Source organism: Pseudomonas fluorescens (assembly GCF_902497785.1).
In the GTDB taxonomy this organism is placed as follows: domain Bacteria; phylum Pseudomonadota; class Gammaproteobacteria; order Pseudomonadales; family Pseudomonadaceae; genus Aquipseudomonas; species Aquipseudomonas fluorescens_BO.
In genome coordinates this window covers 44,713-67,523 of the sequence record NZ_CABVHK010000016.1, presented here as the reverse complement: position 1 = coordinate 67,523, position 22,811 = coordinate 44,713, and the positions used below count along the sequence as shown (strand labels likewise).

Here is a 22,811-nt window from a genome sequence, read left to right as displayed (position 1 = left end):
GGGGGCTTCAGCGGCGGCGGGGGCAGTTTCGGGGGCGGCGGTTCGTCGGGCGGCTGGTGATCACAACAATGAACGAGCATGGCTAAACATGGCATTACTGACTGAACACGAACAACGCAAGGTCGCCGAGGCAATTGCCCGGGTCGAGCGCGACACCGACGCCGAACTGGTGACGGTGCTCGCCGCCCGCGCCGACGACTACGCGTACATCCCGCTGCTGTGGGCCAGCCTGCTGGCGCTGGTGGTGCCGGGTATTGTGCATTACCTCACCGGCTGGCTGACCATGCACACTTTGCTGATGGTGCAATGGCTGACGTTTATCGTGCTGTGCCTGCTGTTCCGCATTCCGGCAATCACCACGCACCTGATCCCGCGCTCGGTGCGTCACTGGCGCGCTTCGAACCTGGCACGCCGGCAGTTTCTGGAGCAGAACCTGCATCACACCGTGGGCAGCACCGGCATGCTGATTTTTGTCTGCGAGGCTGAGCGCTATGTGGAAATCCTGGTGGATGAAGGGATTTCCAGACGATTGGATAACCATCATTGGGATTCGATTGTCGCCGCGTTCACCCGGCAAGTGAAGCAAGGCCAGACGCTGCAGGGGTTTGTGACGTGCGTGGAAGCGTGCGGTGAATTGCTCAAGGTGCATGTGCCGGTGACCCATGTGCGCAATGAGTTGCCGAATCGGTTGGTGGTGCTTGGCTGATCGTTGCCAGCCACCGTTTGTGTAGCGTGCAACGCTACATATGCCCCGCGTTGCCCGAAGTTCAGGTCGTCTTCAACATATCCCTCAATAGCAGGCGCCCTGCGATGGGTGCTCTGAAACAGAGGGAGTTTCCATGTCCAGTTATCAAGCAATCGAATGGGTTGTCAGTGGGGCGTCCGGCAGTGGCGGCACCAATGAACCCGCGCCATTGACTGCGAAAGAGACACAAGCACTGTTGTGGCATTTCAAGGGTAAGACTTCTTGGGAAATTGCCATGATTCAACGTTGTTCAGTCTCCACGATCAATTTCCATTTCGCCAACATCCGCCGCAAGTTCGCAGTCAGCTCACGCGGTGCGGCCTTGCTGAAAGCAATCGAAACGGGTGCCCTCAAGGTTGACGAGATCGATCTGCGGGGGCGTCCATGAGCCTGACTGACTCGGCCTACAACAGCATCAGCGGGGTTTTATTGGGATTGGGCCTGGCCACGCTGCCCTCGATCGATGGCGAGGCTTTGTTCGGGGCCACGCTCGGGGCATGGTTGGTCACCACCACCCGGACCAACTTCAAGGCCTGGCAACGCATAGGTTCCTGGCTGCTCTCGGCGGGCGTTGGCTATCTGTTCACCCCGGTTGCATTGCCGCTGGCGCCCTCCTTGACAGGCGGCGTGACGGCTTTTCTTTGTGCGTTGATTGTCATTCCCGTGAGCATCAAGCTCATGCAGTGGGTCGACGGCGCGGGCATTGGTGACATCATTCGCCACCTGAGAGGGCGGGGATGATGGGCCAGGCAATGATCGCGCTGGTCTGCTTGACAGGCGTCGCCCATTTGGTAAGTGCGTTGAGGCTGGCGTGTTATCAGCGTGATGAAGCGCACCACTGTTGGGGGAACAGACTATTGACCAGTTTGTGCGGTGGATTGTTTTGCCTGGCCGGCCTGAACGTACTGTTGACCGGTGCGCCGGTAAGTCCATGGCACGCGCTCGTCAGTGTGTTTGCCTGCGCGCTGATACTTCGCAGCAGTGGCAACATTGTTCTGTTGTGGCAGACGCTCAAGTAAGCGTCCAAAAAACTTCTAAACGTCGTCGGCGCGCTGGATGGCTTCCAGCACAGAGGCCATGTGTGCAAGTTTGAGTTCCATGTCGCGCAAACGCCGCTTTTCCTCCAGGACAGTTTGAATAGCGTTGCGATCATCTTCATCAAGCAAGCGCCAGAGCGCCAGAAGGGTGTTTTCCCCTGTCGTGCCTGCCTGTGCGTCCGAGTCGGGAGCGTTTTGCCGCAGGATGGGCCCTTCACCCAGCAATAACCAATCGAGCGATATACCACGTGCTTCAGCAATATCTACGCATAATGAGTACGGAGTGCTGTCGCGACCCTTCCAACTGCTGAGCGTTTGCGGGCTGACATCCAGCGCGGTAGACAGAGAGATGTCTGTTGTTGTCCCGGTTATAAGTTTCAAACGGGCCAAAACAGCTTGTGATTTTTTGCTACGCAATTTGAGCCGCTTCCTTTTGACATATGCTTAGTGAGTACATAAGGTATGCGTAATGAGTAGTTTCTCTATTCCTGATAGCCAATCGTCAACTATGAAACAGAAGAACACGATGTCGAAACTTCCTAATGGTATCAAGGTAATTTCCTACGAGCTTCGCTCAGACCCACTAAGCGGACGCCTGTTGCACTTCCTGTTGACTGACAGACGTTGCGCACGAGAACTAATAGCAACTTTCAATACTTCATGCAGTATTGCGTTTGATTCGGTCGATTGCCACCCGATGTCAGTCGGGGGACAAGCGTGAGTACCTATAAAATGGTGTGTCCCCACTGCTTGAGCCGCATGCGCATTCGAACCAGCGAAGGTCGGCATATCTTTCTGCGCGTGGCGTATTTGCAATGCACCGCGGAAGCCTGTGGCTGGTCGGTTCGGGCGGAGTTTGAGATGACCCATGAATTGTCACCCAGCGGAATGCCCAACCCCGCCGTGCATTTGCCTTGTGCCGGACCTGACCTGCGCCGCGCGGCCCGGCCGGTTGCTGTCACTGAACTGGCGACGGGCGCACAGCCGGAGGATTGAGCATGATTGGATCTGATGAAAATATAGTGCTCAACGAGGAGTTCTTGAGCATCGCCCAAGCATTCCTGATTCGCCATGAAAACGAGGGGGGGATCGATGATCAAGTGCTGTTTTGTCGAGCAGTGAAGCACTTGGAAGGCATCGATGTGCCAATGCACCTGGCGGAGAAACTGGTCAGTCATGCGTACGGAACTCTAAAATCAAGCCATGACCGTCGACGCCTGGATATCGCGGCAAGTTCTGACACCGTCGCGGTGGTGACCGACCCGGCCAATGGCCTGACCTGGGCTGTGCCCGTGGGGTTGATTGTCAAATATGTGATCAACTCGCCGACCAATCGTAAACTTCGACTGGTGGAACCCTGATTTTTATCCTGTGCATTCGGGTCCTGGGCTTGCGACCAGGACCCGCCACGAAATAACCCCGTGCCCAAATCCCTCGGCCCCCTTAAAATACCCGGCATTCCCCGATCGCTCTGCCGAGGCCGTTTTTTCCATGTCCGTCACCGCCACTCCCGCCAGCCTCGCGCCGGATCATCACGCCCAATTCATCGATCTGCTGCAAGCCAGCCTCGACGCCAATGCCTTTATCAAACTGGTGCTGGCCAAGTACGTTGGCAGCGAAGCCGACCTGCAGCGGCTGATCATCAAGCAGCTGACCGTCAAGGATCAGACGTGCCTGTCCTTCGTCTATCGCTACAAGACTCGCGACATCACCAAGAACCTGCCGCTGGCCGAGGGCGTGGCGAGCATTGCCGCGCTGTTGCCGGCCTCGTTCAAAAATGCGCATTTGCTGGCGCTGACGGACGAAGCCCAGCTCGAATACAGCAAAAAGGGCAAGTCTTCGCTGTTCAAGAGCAAACCTCAGCAATTGCGCGAAGTACCGTCCGCCGAGCACAACCGCGAAAAAAACCGCTTTCTCGACCTGAGCCGTCCGTTTCTTGCCGACCTCGGGGTGACGAACAGCAAACACGAACTGATTCCGGCGATGTCGCGCAAGTGGAAGCAGATCAACAAGTTCATCGAAGTCTTCAGCCATGCGCTGACCACCTCGCCGCTGGCGTTGGACAAACCGGTGCGGGTCGCCGATTTCGGTTCGGGCAAGGGCTACCTGACGTTCGCCATCCATGATTACCTGCGCAACACCTTGAACGCCGAAGGCGAAGTGACCGGCGTCGAGTTGCGCGAAGAGATGGTCAGCTTGTGCAACGCCGCCGCTGCGAAGCTGGATCATCCGGGGCTGGTGTTCAAATGCGGTGACGTGCGCAGCGTGGCGCCGAGCGAGCTGGACGTGATGATCGCGCTGCACGCCTGTGACATCGCCACCGACTATGCGATCCACACCGGCATTCGTTCCGGCGCGTCGATCATCATGTGCTCGCCGTGCTGCCACAAGCAGATCCGCCTGCAAATCCAGAGCCCGGCGCTGCTCAAGCCAATGCTGCAATACGGTTTGCACCTGGGCCAGCAAGCGGAAATGGTCACCGACAGCTTGCGCGCGCTGTTCCTCGAAGCGTGCGGTTATGAAACTAAAGTCTTCGAGTTCATCTCACTGGACCACACCAACAAGAACAAGATGATCCTGGCGGTCAAGCGTGCCGAGCCAGTGGACCCGGCGCAGTTGTTGGTGAAGATCCAGGCGTTGAAGGATTTCTATCAGATCACGGAGCACTGCCTCGAAACCTTGCTGCGCTCCGACGGCCACCTGGGCTGAATCCGCAAAGATCGCAGCCTTCGGCAGCTCCTACGGGGTGTACGTATTCCGAAACGTAGGAGCTGCCGAAGGCTCGGGCCGCGTTCGGACGATCTTTTGCTGTTGCATTATGTTGTCGCGATGCGAGCGGGGTTGATGGCGGTCTTGCGTCCGAGCATCACCGTCACAATCACCCCGGCGGCAAACAGCCAGGTCATCGGCTCGATGTGCTCGCCGAAGAACAGCGCCGAAAACGCAATCGTGAAGAAGATCTGCAGCAACTGGATCTGACTGACCCGGGCAATGCCGCCCATCGCCAGCCCGGCGTACCAGGCAAAGAACCCGACGAATTGCGAGAACAGCGACACGTAACCAAACGCCCACCAGGTCTTCGCCGAAATCGCGCCCTGATGTTGCAGCGCCAGATACAGCACCGGCCCTATCAACAGCGGCGTCGACAACACCAGCGCCCAGCAGATCACCTGCCAGCCGCCCATCTCCTTGGCCAACCGGCCACCTTCGGCGTATCCCAACCCTCCCACCGCAATTGCGCCGAGCATCAGCAAATCACCGGCCTGAATACTGCCGGCGCCGCTGATCAATGCATAACCGAGCACCAGCGCGCTGCCTAACGCGGCGCACGCCCAGAACGCTTTCGACGGTCGCTCGTGGGACAACCACGCGGCGTACAGCGCCACGCACAGCGGTTGCAGGCCGTTGACCAATGCGCCGTGGGACGCTGGCAAGGTTTGCATCGCCCAGGCTGACAACACTGGAAAACCGAGAATGACGCCGGCGATCACCAGCGCCAGGCCTTTGATTTGTTTCCAGGTCGGCCATTGTTCCCGGCGCCACAGCAACAGCAATGCCGCCGGAACCGCCGCGAACAGCGCTCGCCCCAGGCCGTTGAGCAGCGGATGGATTTCCTGCACGACGATTCGTGTGAAGGGCAGGGTGAGGCTGAAAATCACAACGCCGAGCAGGCCGAGGGCCATGCCGGTGTTTTCGCGGGAGGACATGATGGGTGACCAGGCTTCAGGGTGATTGGACGTCGTTCATCTAGCCATAAACTCGCCGGTTGCTGCTGTAACAGCTAGGCGCAGAGTTATCCGTACAGTTGCGAGTAATCCTCGCAACGTAGGAGTTGCCGAAGGCTGCGATCTTTTGATCTGGTCTTGATTTTCCGAGCGCGCGGAAAATCAAGATCAAGATCAAAATCAGAATCAGAATCAAAAGATCGCAGCCTTCGGCAGCTCCTACAGATAATTGGCGTAGTAGTCCGGTATTACCTGTCGTGCAGATTTAGGACTACCGTGAATGCTCCTGATGCATTCCCCAAAGGAGTCCTCCCCATGACTGCCAAGAAAATCCTGATGCTGGTCGGCGATTACGTCGAAGACTATGAAGTGATGGTCCCGTTCCAGGCGCTGCTGATGGTCGGCCACACGGTGCACGCCGTCTGCCCGGACAAATCCGCAGGCCAGACCGTGCGCACCGCGATCCACGACTTCGAAGGCGACCAGACCTACAGCGAAAAACCCGGCCACCTGTTTGCCCTGAACTTCGATTTCGCCAAGGTTGCCGAAGCTGACTACGACGCGCTGCTGATCCCCGGCGGTCGTGCGCCGGAATACCTGCGCCTGAACGAAGAAGTCCTGGCGCTCGTACGCGCTTTCGACAAGGCCGGCAAACCGATCGCCGCGGTGTGTCACGGTGCGCAACTGCTGGCGGCGGCAGGCATTCTCGAAGGTCGCGAGTGCAGCGCTTACCCGGCCTGCGCGCCGGAAGTACGGTTGGCCGGCGGTACGTTCATCGATATCCCGGTGACTGAAGGCCACGTACAAGGCAATCTGGCCACTGCTCCAGCCTGGCCGGCCCACCCGAGCTGGCTCGCCGGTTTCCTCGGGTTGCTGGGCACCAAAATCACGCTGTAACGAGGGACGTTTTCATGTGCGAGCTTTACGTCAAAGCCGATCCGATTCTCTACGAATCGCGCTCCCGCTCGCTGCGCATCTGCGGGGTGGTGACCACCCTGCGGCTGGAGAATCAGTTCTGGGACATCCTCAGCGAAATCGCCGAAGTCGACGGCATGACCACCAACCAATTGATCGCCAAGCTGTATGAGGAGGTCATGGATTATCGCGGTGAAGTGGTGAATTTTGCTTCGTTCCTGCGGGTGAGCTGTATGCGGTATTTGAGTCAGCGGCGGGTTCAGGTGCCGGACTTGGCGGTGGTGCGCACAGCGGTGAAATAGTTCGGCCCGAATGATCAACACTAAATCCGGATCAAAAAAACCGCGTCACACTCACCTTGGCATTGCGCCCCTGACTCCACGCCCGATCCCCGCTCAATGCCGGGCGGTAGTTCTCGTTGAACAGATTATCGACCGTCAAGTTGACCTCGGTGCCCTTCAGGTAAGCCTGCTGCGGTTTCCAGTGGGCGAATAGTCCCTGGACGTTGTAACGCTCGTTGGCAAACTGGTTGTAGAAGACATCGCCCACGGTGTTTTTGCCGGCACCGTATTTATCGCTCGGCAGACGGTCGGTCTGGCGCACGAACTCGCCCTGCCAACCCACCTGGGCATCCCAATTCGGGATCTTCACGCCCAGCGTCGCAATCCATTTCGCTGGCGGAATGTCTCGCGCCCACACGTCCGGCCCCCATGGATTGGTGTAAGCGCCTTCGTGTTTGCCGGTAAACCACGAATAGGACAGCGACCCGAACAGGTAAGTGGAATCGTAGAAGCTTTCCACTTCGAACCCTTTAACGGTCAAGCCGCCGATGTTGCGGTAGTTGCCCATCGGGCCTGAGCCCTTGCAGTCCGAACCGATGGAGCCGCCCTTGATCGCCTGGTTTTCGCAACCGACGCCGGTGGCCTTGAAAATCTCGTCCTCGATCTTGTTGCGCATCAGCGTGGTGCGCACTTGCACGTTGTCGTGGTCGGTGAACACATTGGAAAAGCTGCTTATGTTACCGGCGCGCCATCCGGTGATGCGTTCCGGGTCAAGGTCGACACTGGTCGCGGTGCGGCTGCCTGAGCCTTGGAGTTCGTACTGCTCGTCGATGACCGGTGCGCGCCAGGTTTTGCTGTAGTCGACAAAAAATCCGACATTGGGCGTTACTGCCCAGAAGGCCGACAGGCGCGGCGACCAACCGGTGTAAGTGCGATTGCTGTAATCGTGGCCATACGCCGGGTTCGGGTTGTTGTAAAACGGCGCTTCATTTTCCTCGCCACGGTTGCGCACATGGTCGTAGCGCACGGACGGCGTCAGAGTGAAATCGCCCAGCGTGATTGCGTCCTGCAAGTAGGCGCTGTGGGTGTCGACCTTGCCCTGAGGCATGAAGCTCGGCTGGAAATAGCCATAGTTGTATTTCGGCGTGTCGTAAGTCACGCCGGGCATCCACATTTCGGTGTCGCGTTGGTGCTTGCGGATTTCCACTCCGCTGGTGACCGCGTGGGTCAGGACACCGGTCTCGAAACGGCTGATGTTGCGCAACTCGACGATGCGATCCTGGTAGGCCGTGTCCATTTTTCGCCCGCCCGTGGATGTCTGGAAGTACGCCGTGGCATCTCGCTCGTCGGTCTGGTCGGTGTTGGATTGCGAGTAACTCAGTTCGAGGTCGATCAAACGGTTGTCCAGCGGCTGGTACTGATATTTGCCCGACCAGGTGGTATCGATGGTTTCTCGATTGGCCAGAAATCGCTTGAGGGCATTTTCGTATCCGTACTGTTTGATGTTTGCGCGGGTTGGCGGGGTCGGATAGCTGGTTGAGGAAAAGGGCGTCCAGCGTTCGCTCTCGGAGTGGGAATACGACAGGCCGACGCTGTGCTCATCGTTGAGGTGCAGGTTGAGTTTGAACAATTGACCGTTCAGATCCTGCGCGCTGTTGGGTACACGCTTGGGGTTGATCGGAAAGCGGTTTTCAGGGTCCGGCGTGGTGCCCGCCAGTTTCATGTCGTCGCCGTCGCGCTTGGTCAGGTAGATCAGGGCATCGGCGCGGCCATCCTCGGTGCGGCCGAACAGGGCCGAGCTGTAGGTTTGTTGATGGTCGTTGCTGCCGTAGCCGTATTTGACCATGGCGCCGCTGTTGCGCCCGTCCTGCAACAGGTCCGGGGCGTTCTTGGTTTCCATGTGCACGGTGCCGCCGAAGCCGCCGTTGCCGGTGAACATCGAGTGTGGGCCCTTCTCCACTTCAATGCTTTTGATCAGCTCCGGCTCGATGAACACGGTGCCTTGCTGGTAGCGCTCGAAACCGCTTTTGGTCGCGCCGTCCACAGTCAGCGGCACATCCTCGGCGTCGCCCAGGCCCCAGATGTTGATGGTCTGGCCGCCCGGTTTCATCGAACCGCCCATGCTCACGCCGGGCAAGGTCGCCAGCAGGCTGGGAATGTTGTTCGGCTGGCGTCGATCGATGTCGGCCTGGGTCAGGGTCGAGCGGCCGACGGTGCTGGAATCGACCTCGGTGCCGCTGCCGATGACGCTCAAGGCATCTAGCTGGATGGCTTCGCTGCTGCTGGTGAGCGGTTCGGCCGCACGCACCACGTAGGTCTGATTAACCTTGATCAGGCTGAACGGGCTGTTGTCGAGCAACTGCCGGATCGCCGTTTCGGCGCTGTAATCACCGTTGAGTGCAGGCGCCTTGAGGTTGCTCAGCTGCTCCTCGTCAAACAGCAACTGGATCTTCGCTTGCCGGGCAATCTGACTCAGCGACGTGGCCAGCGGCTGCGCCGGCAGATGCAGGTTGATCGACTCGGCGTGGACTTGCAGGCTAAACGCCAGGCACCCGACAAGCAGGGTCGGTCGAAGGCAGGTGAGCGGATAAGGCGAAGGCACGCGAAACATTGAATCCCCCGGGGCGGCTGAAAGGCCAAAAAGGTGTGCGTAAAGAACGCAGACCGGAGGAAGACGGGGCAGGCAAAAAAAACCTCACATGCGAATGACAAATATTCTCATGCGAGGTTGTATCAGCGAGCCTCGATACGTAGTTGGCCGTCAGCGAGGACGACGGTTTTTACCGGAATCAGTGCTGGCAGCGCGTTGAGCAGCGTATCGGGGTCATTGACGTCGAGGTTGCCAGACACCTTGAAACGCCCCAGCTTCGGATCGGCCAATAACACCGGGCGAGCGCGATACAGGTTCAGTTCGTCGATCAGACTCGCCAGTTCCCGATTGCGAAACGCCAGGTGCCCGCTGCGCCAGTCGGCCACTTGCTCCTCTGCCAGCGTCTGCTGTTGCAATGCGCCGCTGGCCAGGTCAAGCGAAGCCTGTTGTTGCGCGCCGAGCAGGACGTGGGTTTTGCTGTTCGCGACGAAGTCGACCTGGCCATGGGCGACACTGACCACCAGTTGTTTTTCGCCGCGACGCACATCGAAACCGGTGCCGACCACGCGCACCGTCGAATCGCCCGCATGCACCCAGAGCGGGCGTTCTTTGTCGGGTGCGACGTCGAGGTAAAGCTGACCCTGTTCGAGGTAAAGCCGACGTTGCTGGTTGTTGAAATCGACCCGCAGCCGGGTATTGGCATTGACCGACAGGGTGCTGCCGTCGGGCAACTTGAAAGTGCGCACGCCGTGCGACTGCGCGGCGATCTGTTGCTGGTAGACGCCGTGGGGCGTGCCGAGATTCAACGCCAGCACGGCGCACACCAGCGCCGCAGCGATGGCCAGCGCAGGGCGCCAGCCTTTGGATGGGCGGCGCGGGGTGATGGGCAACGGTTTGTTCGAGTGCTGGAGTTCCGCCAGATCGGCCCACAGGTGATCGAAGGCGTGGTAAGCCTTGGCGTGCCCGGGCACGCTGAGCCACTGCTCGAACGCCTGGCGATGGACGCCACTGTGATCTTCGCGATTGCGCACAAACCAGACGGCCGCCTGGGTTTCGATGTTGTCATCGGGCAGGTCGCTGTCGATGTCGTGAGGGCGATTCATTGTGCCTGCTCCCTGCCGTTCTCGTGATCCAGGCGTCGCTTGCAATGCAGCAGGGCGAAAGCGATGTGTTTTTCCACCATGCTCAGGGAAATGCCCATGCGCTCGGCAATCTGCGCCTGACTCAGGCCCTCGAAGCGGTGCAGCATAAGGGCTTCGCGGCGGCGTGGCGAGAGCTCGGCGAGCACGCCTTTGAGGTGTTCCAGACGTTGCATGCGTTGGGCTCCGGCCATCGGGTCGTGATGGTCGTCAGTGACGGGTTCCGGGTCGCTGTCGTGGCCGGACTGCACGCTATTGCGCACCTTTTGCCGGCGCCAGTGATCGCGCAGCAGGTTGCGCGCCATCTGAAACAGGAATGCCCGCGGCTGCTCGACCTTGGCCCGGTCGTCGTAGTCCAGCCATTGAGTGAAGACATCTTGCGTCATGTCCGCCGCGTCGCTGGGGTTGTCCGTGCGTTTGCGCAGGTAATGCAGGATGTCCCCGTAGAACCGGCGAAAGAAGTCAGCCGACAGCGGGTCGGGCGTTAGACGAGGCATGAAAATCCTTGATAACGAAGCGCGGCGTCAAAAGTCGCGAATGATATCGAGAATTATTGTTATTTGTCTTCTGCCAATGTGTGCCACCGTCTTACAGTGGATAAACCCCGTGAACGGTCTTTACTGTCAGGCAACATTCGTTGGATCAATCGACAGGAGCAGCACCATGTCTGGATGGTACGAGTTGAGCAAAACCAGCAACGGCCAGTTTCGTTTCGTGCTGAAAGCGGCGAATGCCGAACCCATTCTGAACAGCGAGCACTACACCACCCGCAGCGCCGCTGAAGGTGGCATTGCTTCGGTGCAGAAGAACAGCCCGCTGGATGACCGCTACGAGAAAAAGACCACCAGGGACGGTCAGCCGTACTTCAACCTCAAGGCAGGCAACCACGAAATCATCGGCAGCAGCGAAGCCTATTCCTCCGATGCCGCCCGGGACAAAGGCATTGCCAGCGTGAAAACCAACGGCCCGACGACAGTGATCAAGGACAAGACCTTGCCGGTGCTTTAACCACCCCTTTCAGACTCAACACAAATCCCTGTGGGAGCGAGCTTGCTCGCGATGAGGTCATTGCATTCAACAAAGGTGTTGAATGCAAATCCGCTATCGCGAGCAAGCTCGCTCCCACAGTTTTTTTGGTAAGCCCGAAGTCAGCGCAATGCGTTCAACAGTGTCTGCAATTGACCGATCCCGGCCTCGCCCAGTGGAAACACCGGCAACCGCGGGTCCCCGACTTCCAGCCCGGTCGCGCGTAGGCCGGCCTTGATGGTTGCGGGCAAGCCGCCCTTCAAAATGAAATCGAGCAGCGGCAACTGGCGATAGAACAACTCCCGCGCCTTGCTCAAATCGTTGGCCAACACCGCTTCATACAGGTCGAGATTGAGCTGCGGAATCAGGTTCGGCGCCGCCGTGCACCAGCCTTTCGCGCCCGCCGCAAAAGCTTCCAGCGCCAACGGATTGCAGCCGTTGTAAAACGGCACCTGACCTTCGCCCAGCCGTTGCAACTGGTGCATGCGCTGGATGTCGCCAGTGCTCTCCTTGACCATGGTCACGTTGTCCACGCTGTTGACGATGCGCAGGATCAGGTCCACCGACATGTCGGTGCCGCTGGTGGCGGGGTTGTTGTAGAGCATGATCGGCACGCCGATGCTGTCACCGATGGCACGGTAGTGAGCGAGGATTTCCGCTTCGCTGAGTTTCCAGTAGGACGTCGGCAGCACCATCACCACATCGGCGCCGTGCGCTTCGGCGAAACGTGCGCGGCGGACCGCTTTGGCGGTGGTCAGGTCGGACACGCTGACGATGGTCGGCACCCGTTTGGCCACATGCTTGATACTGAATTCGCTGACCTGATCCCATTCTGCGTCGCTCAGGTATGCGCCTTCGCCGGTACTGCCCAGCGGGGCGATGGAGTGGACGCCGCCGTCGATCAGGCGGTCGATGGAACGCCCGAGCGCGTCGAGATCAACGCCTTCGCCATTGGCGGTGAACGGGGTGATGGTGTAGCCGATGATGCCGTGAATGTTTGTCGTGGACATGGGGTCTCTCCGTACAAAAAGGTCTGGATTCAGTTCAGGCAATCGGCGTGTTGACGCAGGTTCTGCCGAGCGTAGTAGTTGAACGCGGCGGCGTGGCGTTTCGGCCGGGCGATCCAGTCATGGGCTTCACGGCCCAGTGCCGGAATGATCGGCTTGATGGTCCCGGCACTCATCGCCAGCAGTTGCAGCCGGGCTGCGCGTTCGATCAGTTGCGCGATGACACAGGCTTCCTCGATAGTCGTGCCGGTGGACAACTGACCGTGGTGCGAGAGCAAGATCGCCCGTTTGTCGCCCAGGGCGCCGGCAATCAGTTCGCCTTCTTCATTACCCACCGGCACACCTGGCCAGCCTTCGAGAAACGCGCAATCGTCGTAGAGCGGGCAGAGGTCCATGTGGGAAATCTGCAACGGTACTTCGAGCATCGACAGCGCCGCGACGTGGGTCGGGTGCGTGTGAATGATGCAATTCACGTCCGGTCGGGCGCGGTACACCCAGCTATGGAAACGGTTGGCCGGGTTGGGCATGCCGTGGCCTTCAAGCACTTCCAGGTCTTCGTTGACCAGCAGCAGATTGCTCGCGGTGATCTCGTCGAAACCCAGTCCCAGTTGTTGAGTGTAGTAAGTGCCCGGCTGCGGGCCACGGGCGGTGATTTGTCCGGCCAGGCCGGAGTCGTGACCGTTTTCGAACAGAATCCGGCAGGTCAGGGCCAGCTTTTGCCGGTCAGTCCACGTATTATCCGCCAGGGTATTTTGCATCTGGTTCAGCGCTTGCTTCACCAGTTGATCTTTGGGGAGTGCTAAGGTCTTCGCCATATCAGTGTCCTCGAATGTTTTCACGCAAATGACACAAACAAGGCTATATGACACAAGGTGTCATTAGCAAGGACACCTCGTCGCTTTCGTCATGGATTAATCGGTCTACATGTCTATCCGCTTGAAATTACTCAGGAAAAAACTTGGCGTGACGCTCGAGGCCCTGGCCGAAAAATCCGGCATGACCAAGAGTTATCTGTCGAAAGTCGAGCGCGGGTTGAACACACCGTCGATCGCCGCCGCCCTGAAACTGGCGAAGGCGCTGAACGTGAAGGTCGAGGAACTGTTTTCCGAAGACAACGTCAGCCTCGACAGTTACAGCCTGGTGCGAAGCCTCGATCGGCAGTCATTGGCGGCCAGCGATGAGAGCGCCGGATATGCGGTGCTGGCGCATCAAGTCAGTGAGCGCAGTCTGCTGCCGTTCATCATTTATCCACCGTTTGAATTCGTCGACAAAGCCTTCAAGGAACACCTTGGGGAAGAGTTTTTGTTTGTCCACGAAGGGCAGGTGGAAGTGGATTTCATGAACGAGCGCGTACTGCTCGAGCGCGGCGATGCGCTGCATTTCAACGCGCAGAAGCCGCACCGGATCCGGTCGGTGGGTGAGGTACAGGCGCAGTTGCTGGTGGTGGTGCATAGCGCGGAGGAATGAGGTGACTGTTCCGACGCCATCGCGGGCAAGCCCGCTCCCACAGATTATGTGTTTGACCACTCCAGGGTGATCGACATCAATCCCTGTGGGAGCGGGCTTGCCCGCGATGGCGTAAGTAGCGTTGCCGCTAAACCTCGACAGGAACGGTAAGCTTCGGGCTGCCCAACCCATGCGTCTTCGAATCGAAGAACCGCAGTTCTGACCCGGTCCCTTCAAACACCTTCGCGTAATGCCGCTTCTGATGCTGAATAAACGCCTTACTGCGCGGATAAATCGAGATCGCCACCACCTTCGGTTGCGCCTGGCGCAGCGCATGAATGATGTGGCTGTCTTGCTCACCCAACGCATGCCCAAACACGCACAAGCCCTCGCCGTGACCCAACAACTGGTCATAGCAAAACGACAGATAATCCGAACTGCGAATGGTCTTGAGCTTGTCCGCGCTCGGCCCTTCGTTCACAAATAGCGGCACATCATCCAGCGTCTTGATCGTGTTGTTGATCGCAAAACTGCCCAGCAATGTGCCTTCGGTCGACATCAGTTTGCGCGCCGTGCCGTCCTGGTTGCGCACCAGATGCAAACCGCCGTGCAGGTACAGCAAGCGGGTTTTATCGGTCGCCGTGGCGCTCAGGTCAAAGCCCGGTTCGGCGCCCTGGAACAGATCGGTGATCGCCTCGGGCTGATGCTGGATTGCCCAGTAATTGAGCAAGTCATAGTTGGTGGTGAACACCGTCCGGTAGCGGGTCAGTTCTTCATGGATGGTCGCCAGCGTCGCAGGCACCACCAGTCGCCACGGGATGTGCACCGCGTGCACGGTGTTGATCAGCGCTTCCTTGATCGCGTAATAGCGATTGCGCGGCGCGGCGGAACTGACGGCCAGCGCCTTGTTCACGCGGCTGGTGATTTTCAGCGCGCTCAACACTTGCTCGAAACTGCGCGTGTGCATTGCATCGAACACACTCAACTCGGATTGGCTGAGCGGTTTTTCCTCGACGGTGCGGGCGTTTTCGAACAGCGAGTCGTAGCCGAAATCATCCCACACCGCGCGGCTGGCACCGTTACCCACCAGCAGACCGCTGAATGAGGCGGTGGCGCGCAAGGCGTTCCAGTCTTCAAGTTGGGCATCGACATCCTGGAAATCGGTCATTGCGGCGTCTCAAAAAGCAAAAGGTCGGATGGGCGGCGACTTTATCACGACCAGGTCTTGAGCCAGATCAAGTTAACGCCTGGTCCATGGGTTGATCCTGTAGGTATCCGCCCATCGAACGACCGATCGGCCCAGACTTGGAGATTCGCCCGTGACCAGCACGTTTTTCATCCCTGCCGTGAACATCATGGGCATCGGTTGCCTCGACGAAGCCATGGACGCCATTCGCAAGTACGGTTTCAGCAAGGCGCTGATCGTCACCGACGCCGGGCTGGCCAAGGCTGGCGTGGCAGCAATGATTGCCGAGAAACTGGCGATGCAGGACATCGACTCGGTGATCTTCGACGGTGCCCGGCCGAATCCGACCACCGCCAACGTCGAATGTGGCCTGGGCCTGCTTCTGGAAAGTCGCTGTGATTTCGTGGTGTCGCTGGGCGGTGGTTCGCCCCACGACTGCGCCAAAGGCATCGCGTTGTGCGCGACCAATGGCGGGCAGATCCGCGACTACGAAGGCGTCGATCAGTCGAGCAAACCGCAACTGCCGCTGATCGCCATCAACACCACTGCCGGCACCGCCAGCGAGATGACGCGTTTCTGCATCATCACTGACGAAATCCGTCACGTGAAAATGGCCATCGTCGACCGCAACGTCACACCGCTGTTGTCGGTCAACGATCCGGCACTGATGGTTGCCATGCCCAAAAGCCTGACGGCGGCCACTGGCATGGACGCACTGACCCATGCCATCGAAGCCTACGTGTCCACGGCGGCCAACCCGATCACCGATGCCTGCGCGCTCAAGGCGATCACGCTGATCAGCAATAACCTGCGCCTGGCCGTGCGCGACGGCAGCGACATGGCCGCGCGGGAAAACATGGCTTATGCGCAGTTCCTCGCGGGCATGGCGTTCAACAACGCGTCCCTGGGTTTTGTCCACGCCATGGCCCACCAACTGGGTGGTTTCTACGACCTGCCGCACGGCGTGTGCAACGCAGTGCTCCTGCCTCACGTACAGAGCTTCAATGCGCTGGTCTGCGCCGACCGTCTGAGGGACGTGGCCCACGCAATGGGCGCCGACATCCGCGGTTTCAGCCCGGAAGAAGGCGCCCAGGCTGCCATCACGGCCATTCGCAGCCTGGCCAAAGACGTGGAAATACCCGCCGGCTTGCGCGAACTCGGTGCCCGGCTCAACGACATTCCCACCCTCGCCACCAACGCGTTGAAAGATGCCTGCGGCGTGACCAACCCGCGTGCCGCGGACCAGCGGCAAATCGAGGAGATATTCCGCAGCGCGTTCTGACGGCTGAACGGTTCGGGCGCAAAGAACGCTATGCTGCGGCCTCGCCAGAGCCGACATTGCCGAGTCCCTGATGCTGCAAAAAAACCTGATCCGCCGCCTCGATCTCATCACCCTGCAACTGTTCGTCGCCGTTCACGAAGAGGGCACGCTGACCCGTGCCGCAACCCGTGAAGCCATTGCGGTGTCGGCGGCCAGCAAGCGGCTGATGGAGCTGGAGGAGGCGTTCGGCATCAGTCTGTTTGTGCGCCAAGCCAAGGGGATGACGCTGACCCCGGCCGGTGAAACGCTGTTGCATCATGCCCGGCAGATGCTGTTCAACGTCGAGAAAATGGGCCTGGAGCTGGGTGAGCACAGCCACGGCATTCGCGGGTATGTGCGGATGCTCGCCAATCTGTCGGCGATCATTCAGTTTCTGCCCGAAGACCTGCGGGACTTTTCCGCGCGCCATCCCCAGGTCAAGACCGACCTCGAGGAGCGTCCCAGCAGCGGGGTGATTCAAGGTGTGCTGGATGGCGTGGCGGACCTCGGCATCTGTTCCAGTGACAGTGACGTAAAAGGTTTGCACAGCGTGCTGTATCGCCAGGACAAGCTGGTGGTGTTGATGCCGCCGGATCATCCTTTGGCCAGCCGTTCCAGCCTGGCGTTTGCCGACACGCTGGACAGCGATTACGTCGGCCTGCATGCCGCCAGTTCCATCAACATGCGCACCCACGCTGCGGCGCGAGAGGCCGGCAAGGTCCTGCGGTTGCGCATTCATGTGCCGGGGTTCGATGCGATGTGCCGGATGGTCCAGGCCAACATGGGCATCGGGATTTTGCCGCGCAAGGCGTATGAATTGTTCGGTCGGGCGTTGGGATTGCATGCGGTGCCGTTGACCGATGACTGGTCGGATCGGGCGCTGATTGTGGTGGTGCGCGATGAAGCGGCATTGTCGCCGGTGAGCCGGATGTTGTTTGAGCAGTTGCGTGGGCAGCTCTGAATATTCTCCATTGGATGGGCTGGCCTCTTCGCGAGCAGGCTCGCTCCCACACTGGATCTATGTCGCACTGAAGATCCCTTGTGGGAGCGAGCCTGCTCGCCAAGACGGACCTGAGGTCGCGGTCATCTCATAGAGCGTTCGCATTTGACGAACGCCCGTTGCCAACTGAAGGTTGGATTCCAGTCCCCTCGCTCCTCTAGCCTTGGCTCCATATTCCAAGAACAACAAGAGGTACCCCGCGATGACTGCCCCCCTGTGTGCAATCAAAGTGATCGAAATCGGTACGCTGATCGCCGCGCCGTTCGCCGCGCGCATGCTCGCCGAGTTCGGCGCCGAGGTGATCAAGATCGAAGCCATGGGTCAGGGCGATCCCCTGCGCAAGTGGCGCAAACTGCACGAGGGCACCTCGTTGTGGTGGTACCTGCAATCGCGCAACAAAAAATCTCTGGCTCTCAATCTGAAATCCGCCGAAGGCATCGAACTGGTCAAGCAACTGGCGACCAGCGCCGACGTGCTGATCGAAAACCTGCGGCCCGGTGCCCTGGAAAAACTCGGTCTGGGCTGGGACGTCTTGCACGCCTTGAATCCCAACCTGACGCTGGTACGGATTTCCGGTTACGGCCAGACCGGCCCCTACCGTGATCGACCCGGTTTCGGCGCCATCGGCGAGGCCATGGGCGGGATTCGCTACACCACCGGCACCCCCGGTTCGCCGCCGGCGCGAGTCGGTGTCAGCCTCGGCGATTCGCTGGCGTCGCTGCACGCGGTGATCGGTGCGCTGATGTCGCTGCTGCGGGTCAAGACCGGGCAGGGCGGCGGGCAAGTGGTCGATGTCTCGCTGGCGGAAAGTGTGTTCAATGTCATGGAAAGCCTGGTCCCGGAATACGACATGCTCGGTCATGTGCGGGAGCGCAGCGGCGGGGCGTTGCCCGGGATCGCGCCGTCCAATACCTACCTGACGGCCGATGGCGCCTACGTGGTGATCGCCGGCAACAGTGACCCGATCTACAAGCGGTTGATGCAAGTCGTTGGTCGCCGCGACCTGGCCGAAGCCCCGGAGTTTGCCCACAACGACGGTCGCGCATTGAAGAGTCATGTGCTCGATGCCGCGATCACTCACTGGACCAGCAGCCTGCCGATCGATGAAGTCCTGTGCGCCCTTGAAGCCGCCGAAGTGCCGGCCGGACGCATCTATTCGGTGGCCGACATCGTCGCCGATCCGCACTACCAGGCGCGGGACATGTTGCTCAGCGCCGACCTGCCCGGTGGCACGACAGTGAAGATGCCGGGCATCGTGCCGAAACTCTCCGAAACCCCCGGTGGCGTGAACTGGTCGGGACCGAGTCTGGGCCAGCATACCGACGGCATTCTCGCGGGGCTGGGCCTGACGGACGCGGACATCGAACGCCTGAAAATTGAAGGGGTGGTGCAATGATCACTGATTTTTCCGAGACTCTGATCGTGCAGGAAGTCTCCCCTCGCGACGGCTTGCAGATCGAGCCGACCTGGGTAGAAACCGTCGACAAAATCGCGCTGATCAATCAGCTGTCGCAGGCCGGATTCAGCCGTATCGAAGCGGGTTCGTTCGTGTCGCCCAAGGCCATCCCGGCGCTGCGCGATGGCGAACTGGTGTTCAAGGGCATCGCCCGTCCGCCGGGGGTGATCTACGTCGCGTTGATTCCCAACCTCAAAGGTGCGCAACGGGCGCTGGCGTGCCGTGCCGATGAACTGAACCTGGTGATGTCCGCCAGCCAGACGCACAATTTGGCGAACATGCGCATGCGCTGCGAAGACTCGCTCGCCGCGTTCGGCGAGATCGTGCAGTACGTGGGCGATACCAAGGTGCGGTTGAACGGCAGCATCGCCACGACCTTCGGTTGCCCGTTCGAAGGCAAGATCGATGAGGATCGTGTGCTGCAATTCGTCGAGGCCTATCAGGAGCTCGGGATTCAGGGCATCACCCTGGCTGACACCACCGGCATGGCCAATCCGCGGCAGGTTGACCGACTGGTGCGAAGGGTCTTGCAGCGGGTTTCGCCAGCGGACCTGACCCTGCATTTCCACAACACCCGGGGTTTGGGTTTGTGCAATGTGCTGTCCGCCTATGAGGCCGGTGCCCGACGTTTCGACGCCGCCCTCGGCGGGCTCGGCGGCTGTCCGTTTGCACCGGGCGCGTCGGGCAATATCTGCACTGAAGACCTGGTGAACCTGTGCGATGAAATCGGCATTCATACCGGCATCGACCTGCCGCTGTTGCTGCGGTTATCCCGAGGATTACCCGCGCTGCTCGGCCACGAAGTCCCCGGCCAACTGGCCAAGGCCGGCCGCAATTGTGACCTGCACCCGAGCCCTTCCTGACACACCGATCATCCCCTGTGGGAGCGAGCTTGCTCGCGATATCGGTCTGACATTCAGAAATGTCGGTGACTGATAAACCGCTTTCGCGAGCAAGCTCGCTCCCACAGGTAAAGCGTTCACCAGAATCTTTCAACCAGACAACAAAAACAATCGGACACCCTCGGGAAGTCCGCCTGGAGAAACAGCATGAGCCTTAACGTACTGGAGGCGGGCGCGAGCCCGTCCGTGAATCACGACGAAGAAAAAGCCCTGGTCAGCAAGGTCGCCTGGCGCCTGATGCCGCTGATCATGGTCTGCTACCTGTTCGCGTTTTTCGACCGCATCAACATCAGCTTCGCCAAGTTCCAGTTGCAGGCTGACCTGAGCCTGAGCGACACCGCGTACGGCCTCGGTGCCGGGTTGTTCGTGGTCGGTTACGTGATCTTCGAAGTGCCGAGCAACATGATGCTGTACAAGGTCGGCGCCCGCCGCTGGATCGCCCGGATCATGATGTCCTGGGGCCTGGCGACGGCGGCGATGGTCTTCGTCAACAGCGAATGGCAGTTCTATGCGCTGCGCTTTGTGATCGGCGCAATGGAGGCCGGTTTTGCACCGGGCGTGCTGTATTACCTGACGCTGTGGTTCCCGCAGCACTATCGCGGGCGCATTACCTCGATGCTGTTCCTGTCGTCGGCGTTTGCCGGACTGGTGGGTGCGCCGTTCTCCGGGCTGGTGCTGCAACACCTCGACGGCTTTATGGATATGCGCGGCTGGCACTGGCTGTTCCTGCTCGGCGGCGTGCCCTGCATCGGGCTCGGGTTGCTGGTGCTGACGCTGCTCAAGGACCGCATCGAAGACGCCCACTGGCTGACGTCGGCGGAGAAAACCCTGCTGGCGAGCCGCATCGCCCGGCATGAACCGCACAAGAGCGGCGGCTCATTGCTCGCCGCCCTGCGGATTCCCGGTTTCCTGACCTTGGGGCTGATTTACTTCCTGATCCAGGTGGCGTCCTACGGTTTGAATTTCTGGGCGCCGCAACTGATCCGCAGCGCGGGCACCGAGAGCCCGGTGATGATCGGTTTGCTGACCGCCATTCCATACATCTGCGGGGCGATCAGCATGGTGGTGATCGGGCGGTTGTCCGACTCGACCGGCGAGCGTCGCAAGTTTGTGGCCGGGTTAGTGGCGGTGGGTGCGCTGGGCTTCTTCTGCGCCGGCATATTCGCCAACCACACGACCTTTCTGATCGTCGCGCTGGGCCTGCTCGGCGCCGGGATCATCGCTTCCATTCCGAGTTTCTGGACCCTGCCACCAAAACTGCTGGCCGGCGCCGGCGCGGGGGCTGCCGGCGGAATTGCAGTGATCAACACCCTTGGCCAGTTCGGCGGCATCGTCAGCCCGGTCATGGTCGGACGGATCAAGGACCTGACCGGCAGCACCACACCGGCGCTGTACGTCATCGGCGTCTGCGCGCTGATCGCCGTCGCCCTGTTGATGTGGGGATTGCCGCAGAAACTGCGCACGCTCGACAAGTTTTAAAAATTGCAGGCTACCCCAGCTCTCGCAGAGACCACGCATCTCTGTAGGAGCTGGCGCAGCCTGCGATCTTTTGATCTTCATGAAGTCGCCATAACTGCCTTGCCCGACGAATCACCAAACTGGATCAACACCACCCCCGCAATCAACATCACCGCGCCAACCACCCGCGGCAACGTCATGTGCCGCTCCACCAACCCGAACCACCCGAAGTGATCCAGCACCAGCGACGCAACCACTTGCCCCGCCAGTGCCAACGCAATAAAACCCGACGCTCCCAGCTTCGGCAGCAACACCAGCGCCAACGAAATAAAGCACACCCCAAACGCGCCACCGGCCCACATCCACAAGGGTGCCTTGCTGATAAACGCCAGCGACGGCAGTGGCAAACGCAGCGCCAACATGATCGGCAGCAACACCAGAATACTCACTACCAACGACGCAAAAGTCGCCCACAACGGATGGCCCAGCCCTCGCGTGAGATTGGCGTTGATCGCACTCTGAAACGGTACGACCGCCCCGGCAACCAAGGCCAGTATCAACAGTCCGGCCCAATGCAAAGTACTCATGATCATCCTCCAACAGGTTTTGCTGGACTCTAGAGTATTCGTCGCGCAAATTTAAATTCCAAATCGTTATCCAGAACATGCACCAGATGAATGATCTTCGGCGCATCGACCTCAACCTGCTGGTGATCCTCGACGCCTTGCTCAGCGAGCAACACGTCACTCGGGCCGCCGAGCGCCTGCACCTCAGCCAGCCTGCCGTCAGTCATGCGCTGGCGCGATTGCGCGATGTGCTCGGTGATCCATTGCTCGTACGCGCGGGCGCCGGTCTGTTGCCCACGCCTCGCGCACTCGAATTGATCGCGCCGCTGGCCGAAGCCCTGGCCCAAGTCCAAGCGCTGCTGGCGCCGAACGCCTTCGACCCGGCCACCGCCACTCGCACCTTTCGCCTGGCGATGTCCGACTACGGCGCCGCCATCGTCTTGCCTGGATTGATCCGCACGTTGCGTCGGGAAGCGCCGGGCATCGACCTGCAAATCAGCCACGCCAGCCGCGAAGGCATGCTCGATGCGGTCCTCAACGGCGACATCGATATGGCGGCAGGGGTTTTTCCGGAGTTGCCCAACGAACTGCGCAGCACCGCGCTGTTCGAAGAGCATTACGCCTGCCTGGTGGACCGCAACAGCCTGCCCGCCGATGGCGTGCTCGACCTGCCAACGTACCTGGCGCGTCCGCATGTGCTGCTGGAAATGCGCGGCAGCGGCACCCCGGAAATCGAACGGGCACTTACCGCATTGCGCGAACGCCGCCGCGTGGCGATCAGCCTGCCGCACTGGAGTGTGGCGCCGGAATTGATCAATGGCACGGACTTGATTCTCACAGTGGCTTCGCGTGGGCTGCGCGAGATTGATGAGCAGACGTTAATCGTCGTTCCGCCGCCGTTTTCGATTCCGTCGTTTACCTTTGTGTTGGCCTGGCGCAAACGGCGGGGCGGGGATCAGGCGTTGAATTGGTTGAATGGGCGGATAGAGGAGGTGATCAAGACAGTTTGATCGTGGGTTGACGCTGGCTTAC

Annotated in this window: 26 protein-coding genes; 17 read left to right on the top strand and 9 right to left on the bottom strand. The window is 59.9% G+C overall.

Going from position 1 to position 22,811, the window contains the following annotated elements; genetic code table 11:
- Window positions 1–88: 88 nt before the first annotated feature.
- From F8N62_RS22915 to F8N62_RS22900, 4 genes are all read left to right on the top strand, one after another.
- Window positions 89–706 (top strand): TPM domain-containing protein, encoded by a 618-nt coding sequence (locus F8N62_RS22915; RefSeq protein ID WP_150712816.1) that lies wholly within the window; start codon window positions 89–91, stop codon window positions 704–706.
- A gap of 133 nt (window positions 707–839) precedes the next feature.
- Complete coding sequence (locus tag F8N62_RS22910; RefSeq protein WP_224791403.1) at window positions 840–1,133, top strand: helix-turn-helix transcriptional regulator; 294 nt, start codon at window positions 840–842, stop codon at window positions 1,131–1,133.
- Window positions 1,130–1,486 carry a putative holin gene (locus F8N62_RS22905; protein ID WP_150712815.1) on the top strand — a complete coding sequence of 119 codons (357 nt, stop codon included), beginning with the start codon at window positions 1,130–1,132 and terminating at the stop codon, window positions 1,484–1,486. The genes F8N62_RS22910 and F8N62_RS22905 overlap by 4 nt, the downstream gene beginning before the upstream one ends.
- Window positions 1,483–1,764 carry a phage holin family protein gene (locus tag F8N62_RS22900; RefSeq protein ID WP_318181637.1) on the top strand — a complete coding sequence of 94 codons (282 nt, stop codon included), beginning with the start codon at window positions 1,483–1,485 and terminating at the stop codon, window positions 1,762–1,764. The genes F8N62_RS22905 and F8N62_RS22900 overlap by 4 nt, the downstream gene beginning before the upstream one ends.
- A gap of 15 nt (window positions 1,765–1,779) precedes the next feature.
- Here F8N62_RS22900 and F8N62_RS22895 read toward each other — a convergent pair whose 3' ends face one another.
- Window positions 1,780–2,199 (bottom strand): helix-turn-helix domain-containing protein, encoded by a 420-nt coding sequence (locus tag F8N62_RS22895; protein ID WP_150712813.1) that lies wholly within the window; start codon window positions 2,197–2,199, stop codon window positions 1,780–1,782.
- A 300-nt stretch (window positions 2,200–2,499) separates the two neighbouring features.
- Here F8N62_RS22895 and F8N62_RS22890 point away from each other — a divergent pair, with 300 nt between their 5' ends.
- The 3 genes from F8N62_RS22890 to F8N62_RS22880 all read left to right on the top strand — a co-directional run bounded on the left by F8N62_RS22890 (window position 2,500) and on the right by F8N62_RS22880 (window position 4,491).
- Window positions 2,500–2,778, top strand: a complete 279-nt coding sequence (locus F8N62_RS22890) for an ogr/Delta-like zinc finger family protein (protein ID WP_150712812.1) — start codon at window positions 2,500–2,502, stop codon at window positions 2,776–2,778.
- A 2-nt stretch (window positions 2,779–2,780) separates the two neighbouring features.
- The gene (locus tag F8N62_RS22885; protein WP_412071982.1) at window positions 2,781–3,143 is read left to right on the top strand and encodes a hypothetical protein; all 363 of its coding nucleotides are present in this window, start codon (window positions 2,781–2,783) and stop codon (window positions 3,141–3,143) included.
- Window positions 3,144–3,273: 130 nt separating this feature from the next.
- Complete coding sequence (locus F8N62_RS22880; protein WP_150712810.1) at window positions 3,274–4,491, top strand: class I SAM-dependent methyltransferase; 1,218 nt, start codon at window positions 3,274–3,276, stop codon at window positions 4,489–4,491.
- Between the two features lie 107 nt (window positions 4,492–4,598).
- On the opposite strand, the gene F8N62_RS22875 is transcribed toward F8N62_RS22880, so the two are convergent.
- Window positions 4,599–5,489 carry a DMT family transporter gene (locus F8N62_RS22875; RefSeq protein WP_150712809.1) on the bottom strand — a complete coding sequence of 297 codons (891 nt, stop codon included), beginning with the start codon at window positions 5,487–5,489 and terminating at the stop codon, window positions 4,599–4,601.
- 333 nt (window positions 5,490–5,822) lie between these two features.
- Between F8N62_RS22875 and F8N62_RS22870 the strand changes: the two genes are divergently transcribed.
- Window positions 5,823–6,404: a DJ-1/PfpI family protein gene (locus tag F8N62_RS22870; protein WP_150712808.1), complete on the top strand. Its 582-nt coding sequence runs from the start codon at window positions 5,823–5,825 to the stop codon at window positions 6,402–6,404.
- Window positions 6,405–6,418: 14 nt separating this feature from the next.
- Window positions 6,419–6,724 carry a ribbon-helix-helix domain-containing protein gene (locus tag F8N62_RS22865; RefSeq protein ID WP_150712807.1) on the top strand — a complete coding sequence of 102 codons (306 nt, stop codon included), beginning with the start codon at window positions 6,419–6,421 and terminating at the stop codon, window positions 6,722–6,724.
- Between the two features lie 31 nt (window positions 6,725–6,755).
- Here F8N62_RS22865 and F8N62_RS22860 read toward each other — a convergent pair whose 3' ends face one another.
- The 3 genes from F8N62_RS22860 to F8N62_RS22850 form a co-directional block, all read right to left on the bottom strand.
- Complete coding sequence (locus F8N62_RS22860) at window positions 6,756–9,314, bottom strand: TonB-dependent receptor (RefSeq protein ID WP_150712806.1); 2,559 nt, start codon at window positions 9,312–9,314, stop codon at window positions 6,756–6,758.
- Between the two features lie 122 nt (window positions 9,315–9,436).
- On the bottom strand, window positions 9,437–10,396 hold the full coding sequence (locus tag F8N62_RS22855; protein WP_150712805.1) for a FecR family protein: 960 nt from the start codon (window positions 10,394–10,396) through the stop codon (window positions 9,437–9,439).
- Entirely contained in the window at window positions 10,393–10,929 is a 537-nt protein-coding gene (locus F8N62_RS22850) for an RNA polymerase sigma factor (RefSeq protein ID WP_150712804.1), read from the bottom strand. Before F8N62_RS22850 ends, F8N62_RS22855 begins: the two co-directional genes overlap by 4 nt.
- 166 nt (window positions 10,930–11,095) lie before the next feature.
- Here F8N62_RS22850 and F8N62_RS22845 point away from each other — a divergent pair, with 166 nt between their 5' ends.
- Window positions 11,096–11,440: a YegP family protein gene (locus F8N62_RS22845; RefSeq protein WP_150712803.1), complete on the top strand. Its 345-nt coding sequence runs from the start codon at window positions 11,096–11,098 to the stop codon at window positions 11,438–11,440.
- Window positions 11,441–11,580: 140 nt separating this feature from the next.
- Here F8N62_RS22845 and F8N62_RS22840 read toward each other — a convergent pair whose 3' ends face one another.
- Together F8N62_RS22840 and F8N62_RS22835 are read right to left on the bottom strand one after the other, a co-directional pair.
- The gene (locus tag F8N62_RS22840) at window positions 11,581–12,468 is read right to left on the bottom strand and encodes a dihydrodipicolinate synthase family protein (protein WP_150712802.1); all 888 of its coding nucleotides are present in this window, start codon (window positions 12,466–12,468) and stop codon (window positions 11,581–11,583) included.
- A 29-nt stretch (window positions 12,469–12,497) separates the two neighbouring features.
- Complete coding sequence (locus tag F8N62_RS22835) at window positions 12,498–13,280, bottom strand: aldolase (RefSeq protein WP_150712801.1); 783 nt, start codon at window positions 13,278–13,280, stop codon at window positions 12,498–12,500.
- A 109-nt stretch (window positions 13,281–13,389) separates the two neighbouring features.
- Here F8N62_RS22835 and F8N62_RS22830 point away from each other — a divergent pair, with 109 nt between their 5' ends.
- Window positions 13,390–13,932, top strand: a complete 543-nt coding sequence (locus F8N62_RS22830) for a helix-turn-helix domain-containing protein (RefSeq protein ID WP_150712800.1) — start codon at window positions 13,390–13,392, stop codon at window positions 13,930–13,932.
- Window positions 13,933–14,059: 127 nt separating this feature from the next.
- Here F8N62_RS22830 and F8N62_RS22825 read toward each other — a convergent pair whose 3' ends face one another.
- On the bottom strand, window positions 14,060–15,079 hold the full coding sequence (locus tag F8N62_RS22825) for a DUF4917 family protein (RefSeq protein ID WP_150712799.1): 1,020 nt from the start codon (window positions 15,077–15,079) through the stop codon (window positions 14,060–14,062).
- 151 nt (window positions 15,080–15,230) lie between these two features.
- On the opposite strand from F8N62_RS22825, the gene yiaY reads away from it, so the two are divergent.
- The 5 genes from yiaY to F8N62_RS22795 all read left to right on the top strand — a co-directional run bounded on the left by yiaY (window position 15,231) and on the right by F8N62_RS22795 (window position 21,234).
- Window positions 15,231–16,379: an L-threonine dehydrogenase gene (gene yiaY / locus F8N62_RS22820; RefSeq protein ID WP_150712798.1), complete on the top strand. Its 1,149-nt coding sequence runs from the start codon at window positions 15,231–15,233 to the stop codon at window positions 16,377–16,379.
- Window positions 16,380–16,449: 70 nt separating this feature from the next.
- Window positions 16,450–17,358 carry a LysR family transcriptional regulator gene (locus F8N62_RS22815; RefSeq protein ID WP_150712797.1) on the top strand — a complete coding sequence of 303 codons (909 nt, stop codon included), beginning with the start codon at window positions 16,450–16,452 and terminating at the stop codon, window positions 17,356–17,358.
- Between the two features lie 241 nt (window positions 17,359–17,599).
- Entirely contained in the window at window positions 17,600–18,793 is a 1,194-nt protein-coding gene (locus F8N62_RS22810; protein WP_150712796.1) for a CaiB/BaiF CoA transferase family protein, read from the top strand.
- Entirely contained in the window at window positions 18,790–19,716 is a 927-nt protein-coding gene (locus F8N62_RS22805; protein ID WP_150712795.1) for a hydroxymethylglutaryl-CoA lyase, read from the top strand. The genes F8N62_RS22810 and F8N62_RS22805 overlap by 4 nt, the downstream gene beginning before the upstream one ends.
- 186 nt (window positions 19,717–19,902) lie before the next feature.
- On the top strand, window positions 19,903–21,234 hold the full coding sequence (locus F8N62_RS22795) for an MFS transporter (protein ID WP_150712793.1): 1,332 nt from the start codon (window positions 19,903–19,905) through the stop codon (window positions 21,232–21,234).
- A 77-nt stretch (window positions 21,235–21,311) separates the two neighbouring features.
- On the opposite strand, the gene F8N62_RS22790 is transcribed toward F8N62_RS22795, so the two are convergent.
- Window positions 21,312–21,800 (bottom strand): DMT family transporter, encoded by a 489-nt coding sequence (locus tag F8N62_RS22790; RefSeq protein ID WP_150712792.1) that lies wholly within the window; start codon window positions 21,798–21,800, stop codon window positions 21,312–21,314.
- 77 nt (window positions 21,801–21,877) lie between these two features.
- Between F8N62_RS22790 and F8N62_RS22785 the strand changes: the two genes are divergently transcribed.
- Window positions 21,878–22,789 carry a LysR substrate-binding domain-containing protein gene (locus F8N62_RS22785; protein WP_150712791.1) on the top strand — a complete coding sequence of 304 codons (912 nt, stop codon included), beginning with the start codon at window positions 21,878–21,880 and terminating at the stop codon, window positions 22,787–22,789.
- Window positions 22,790–22,811: the final 22 nt, after the last annotated feature.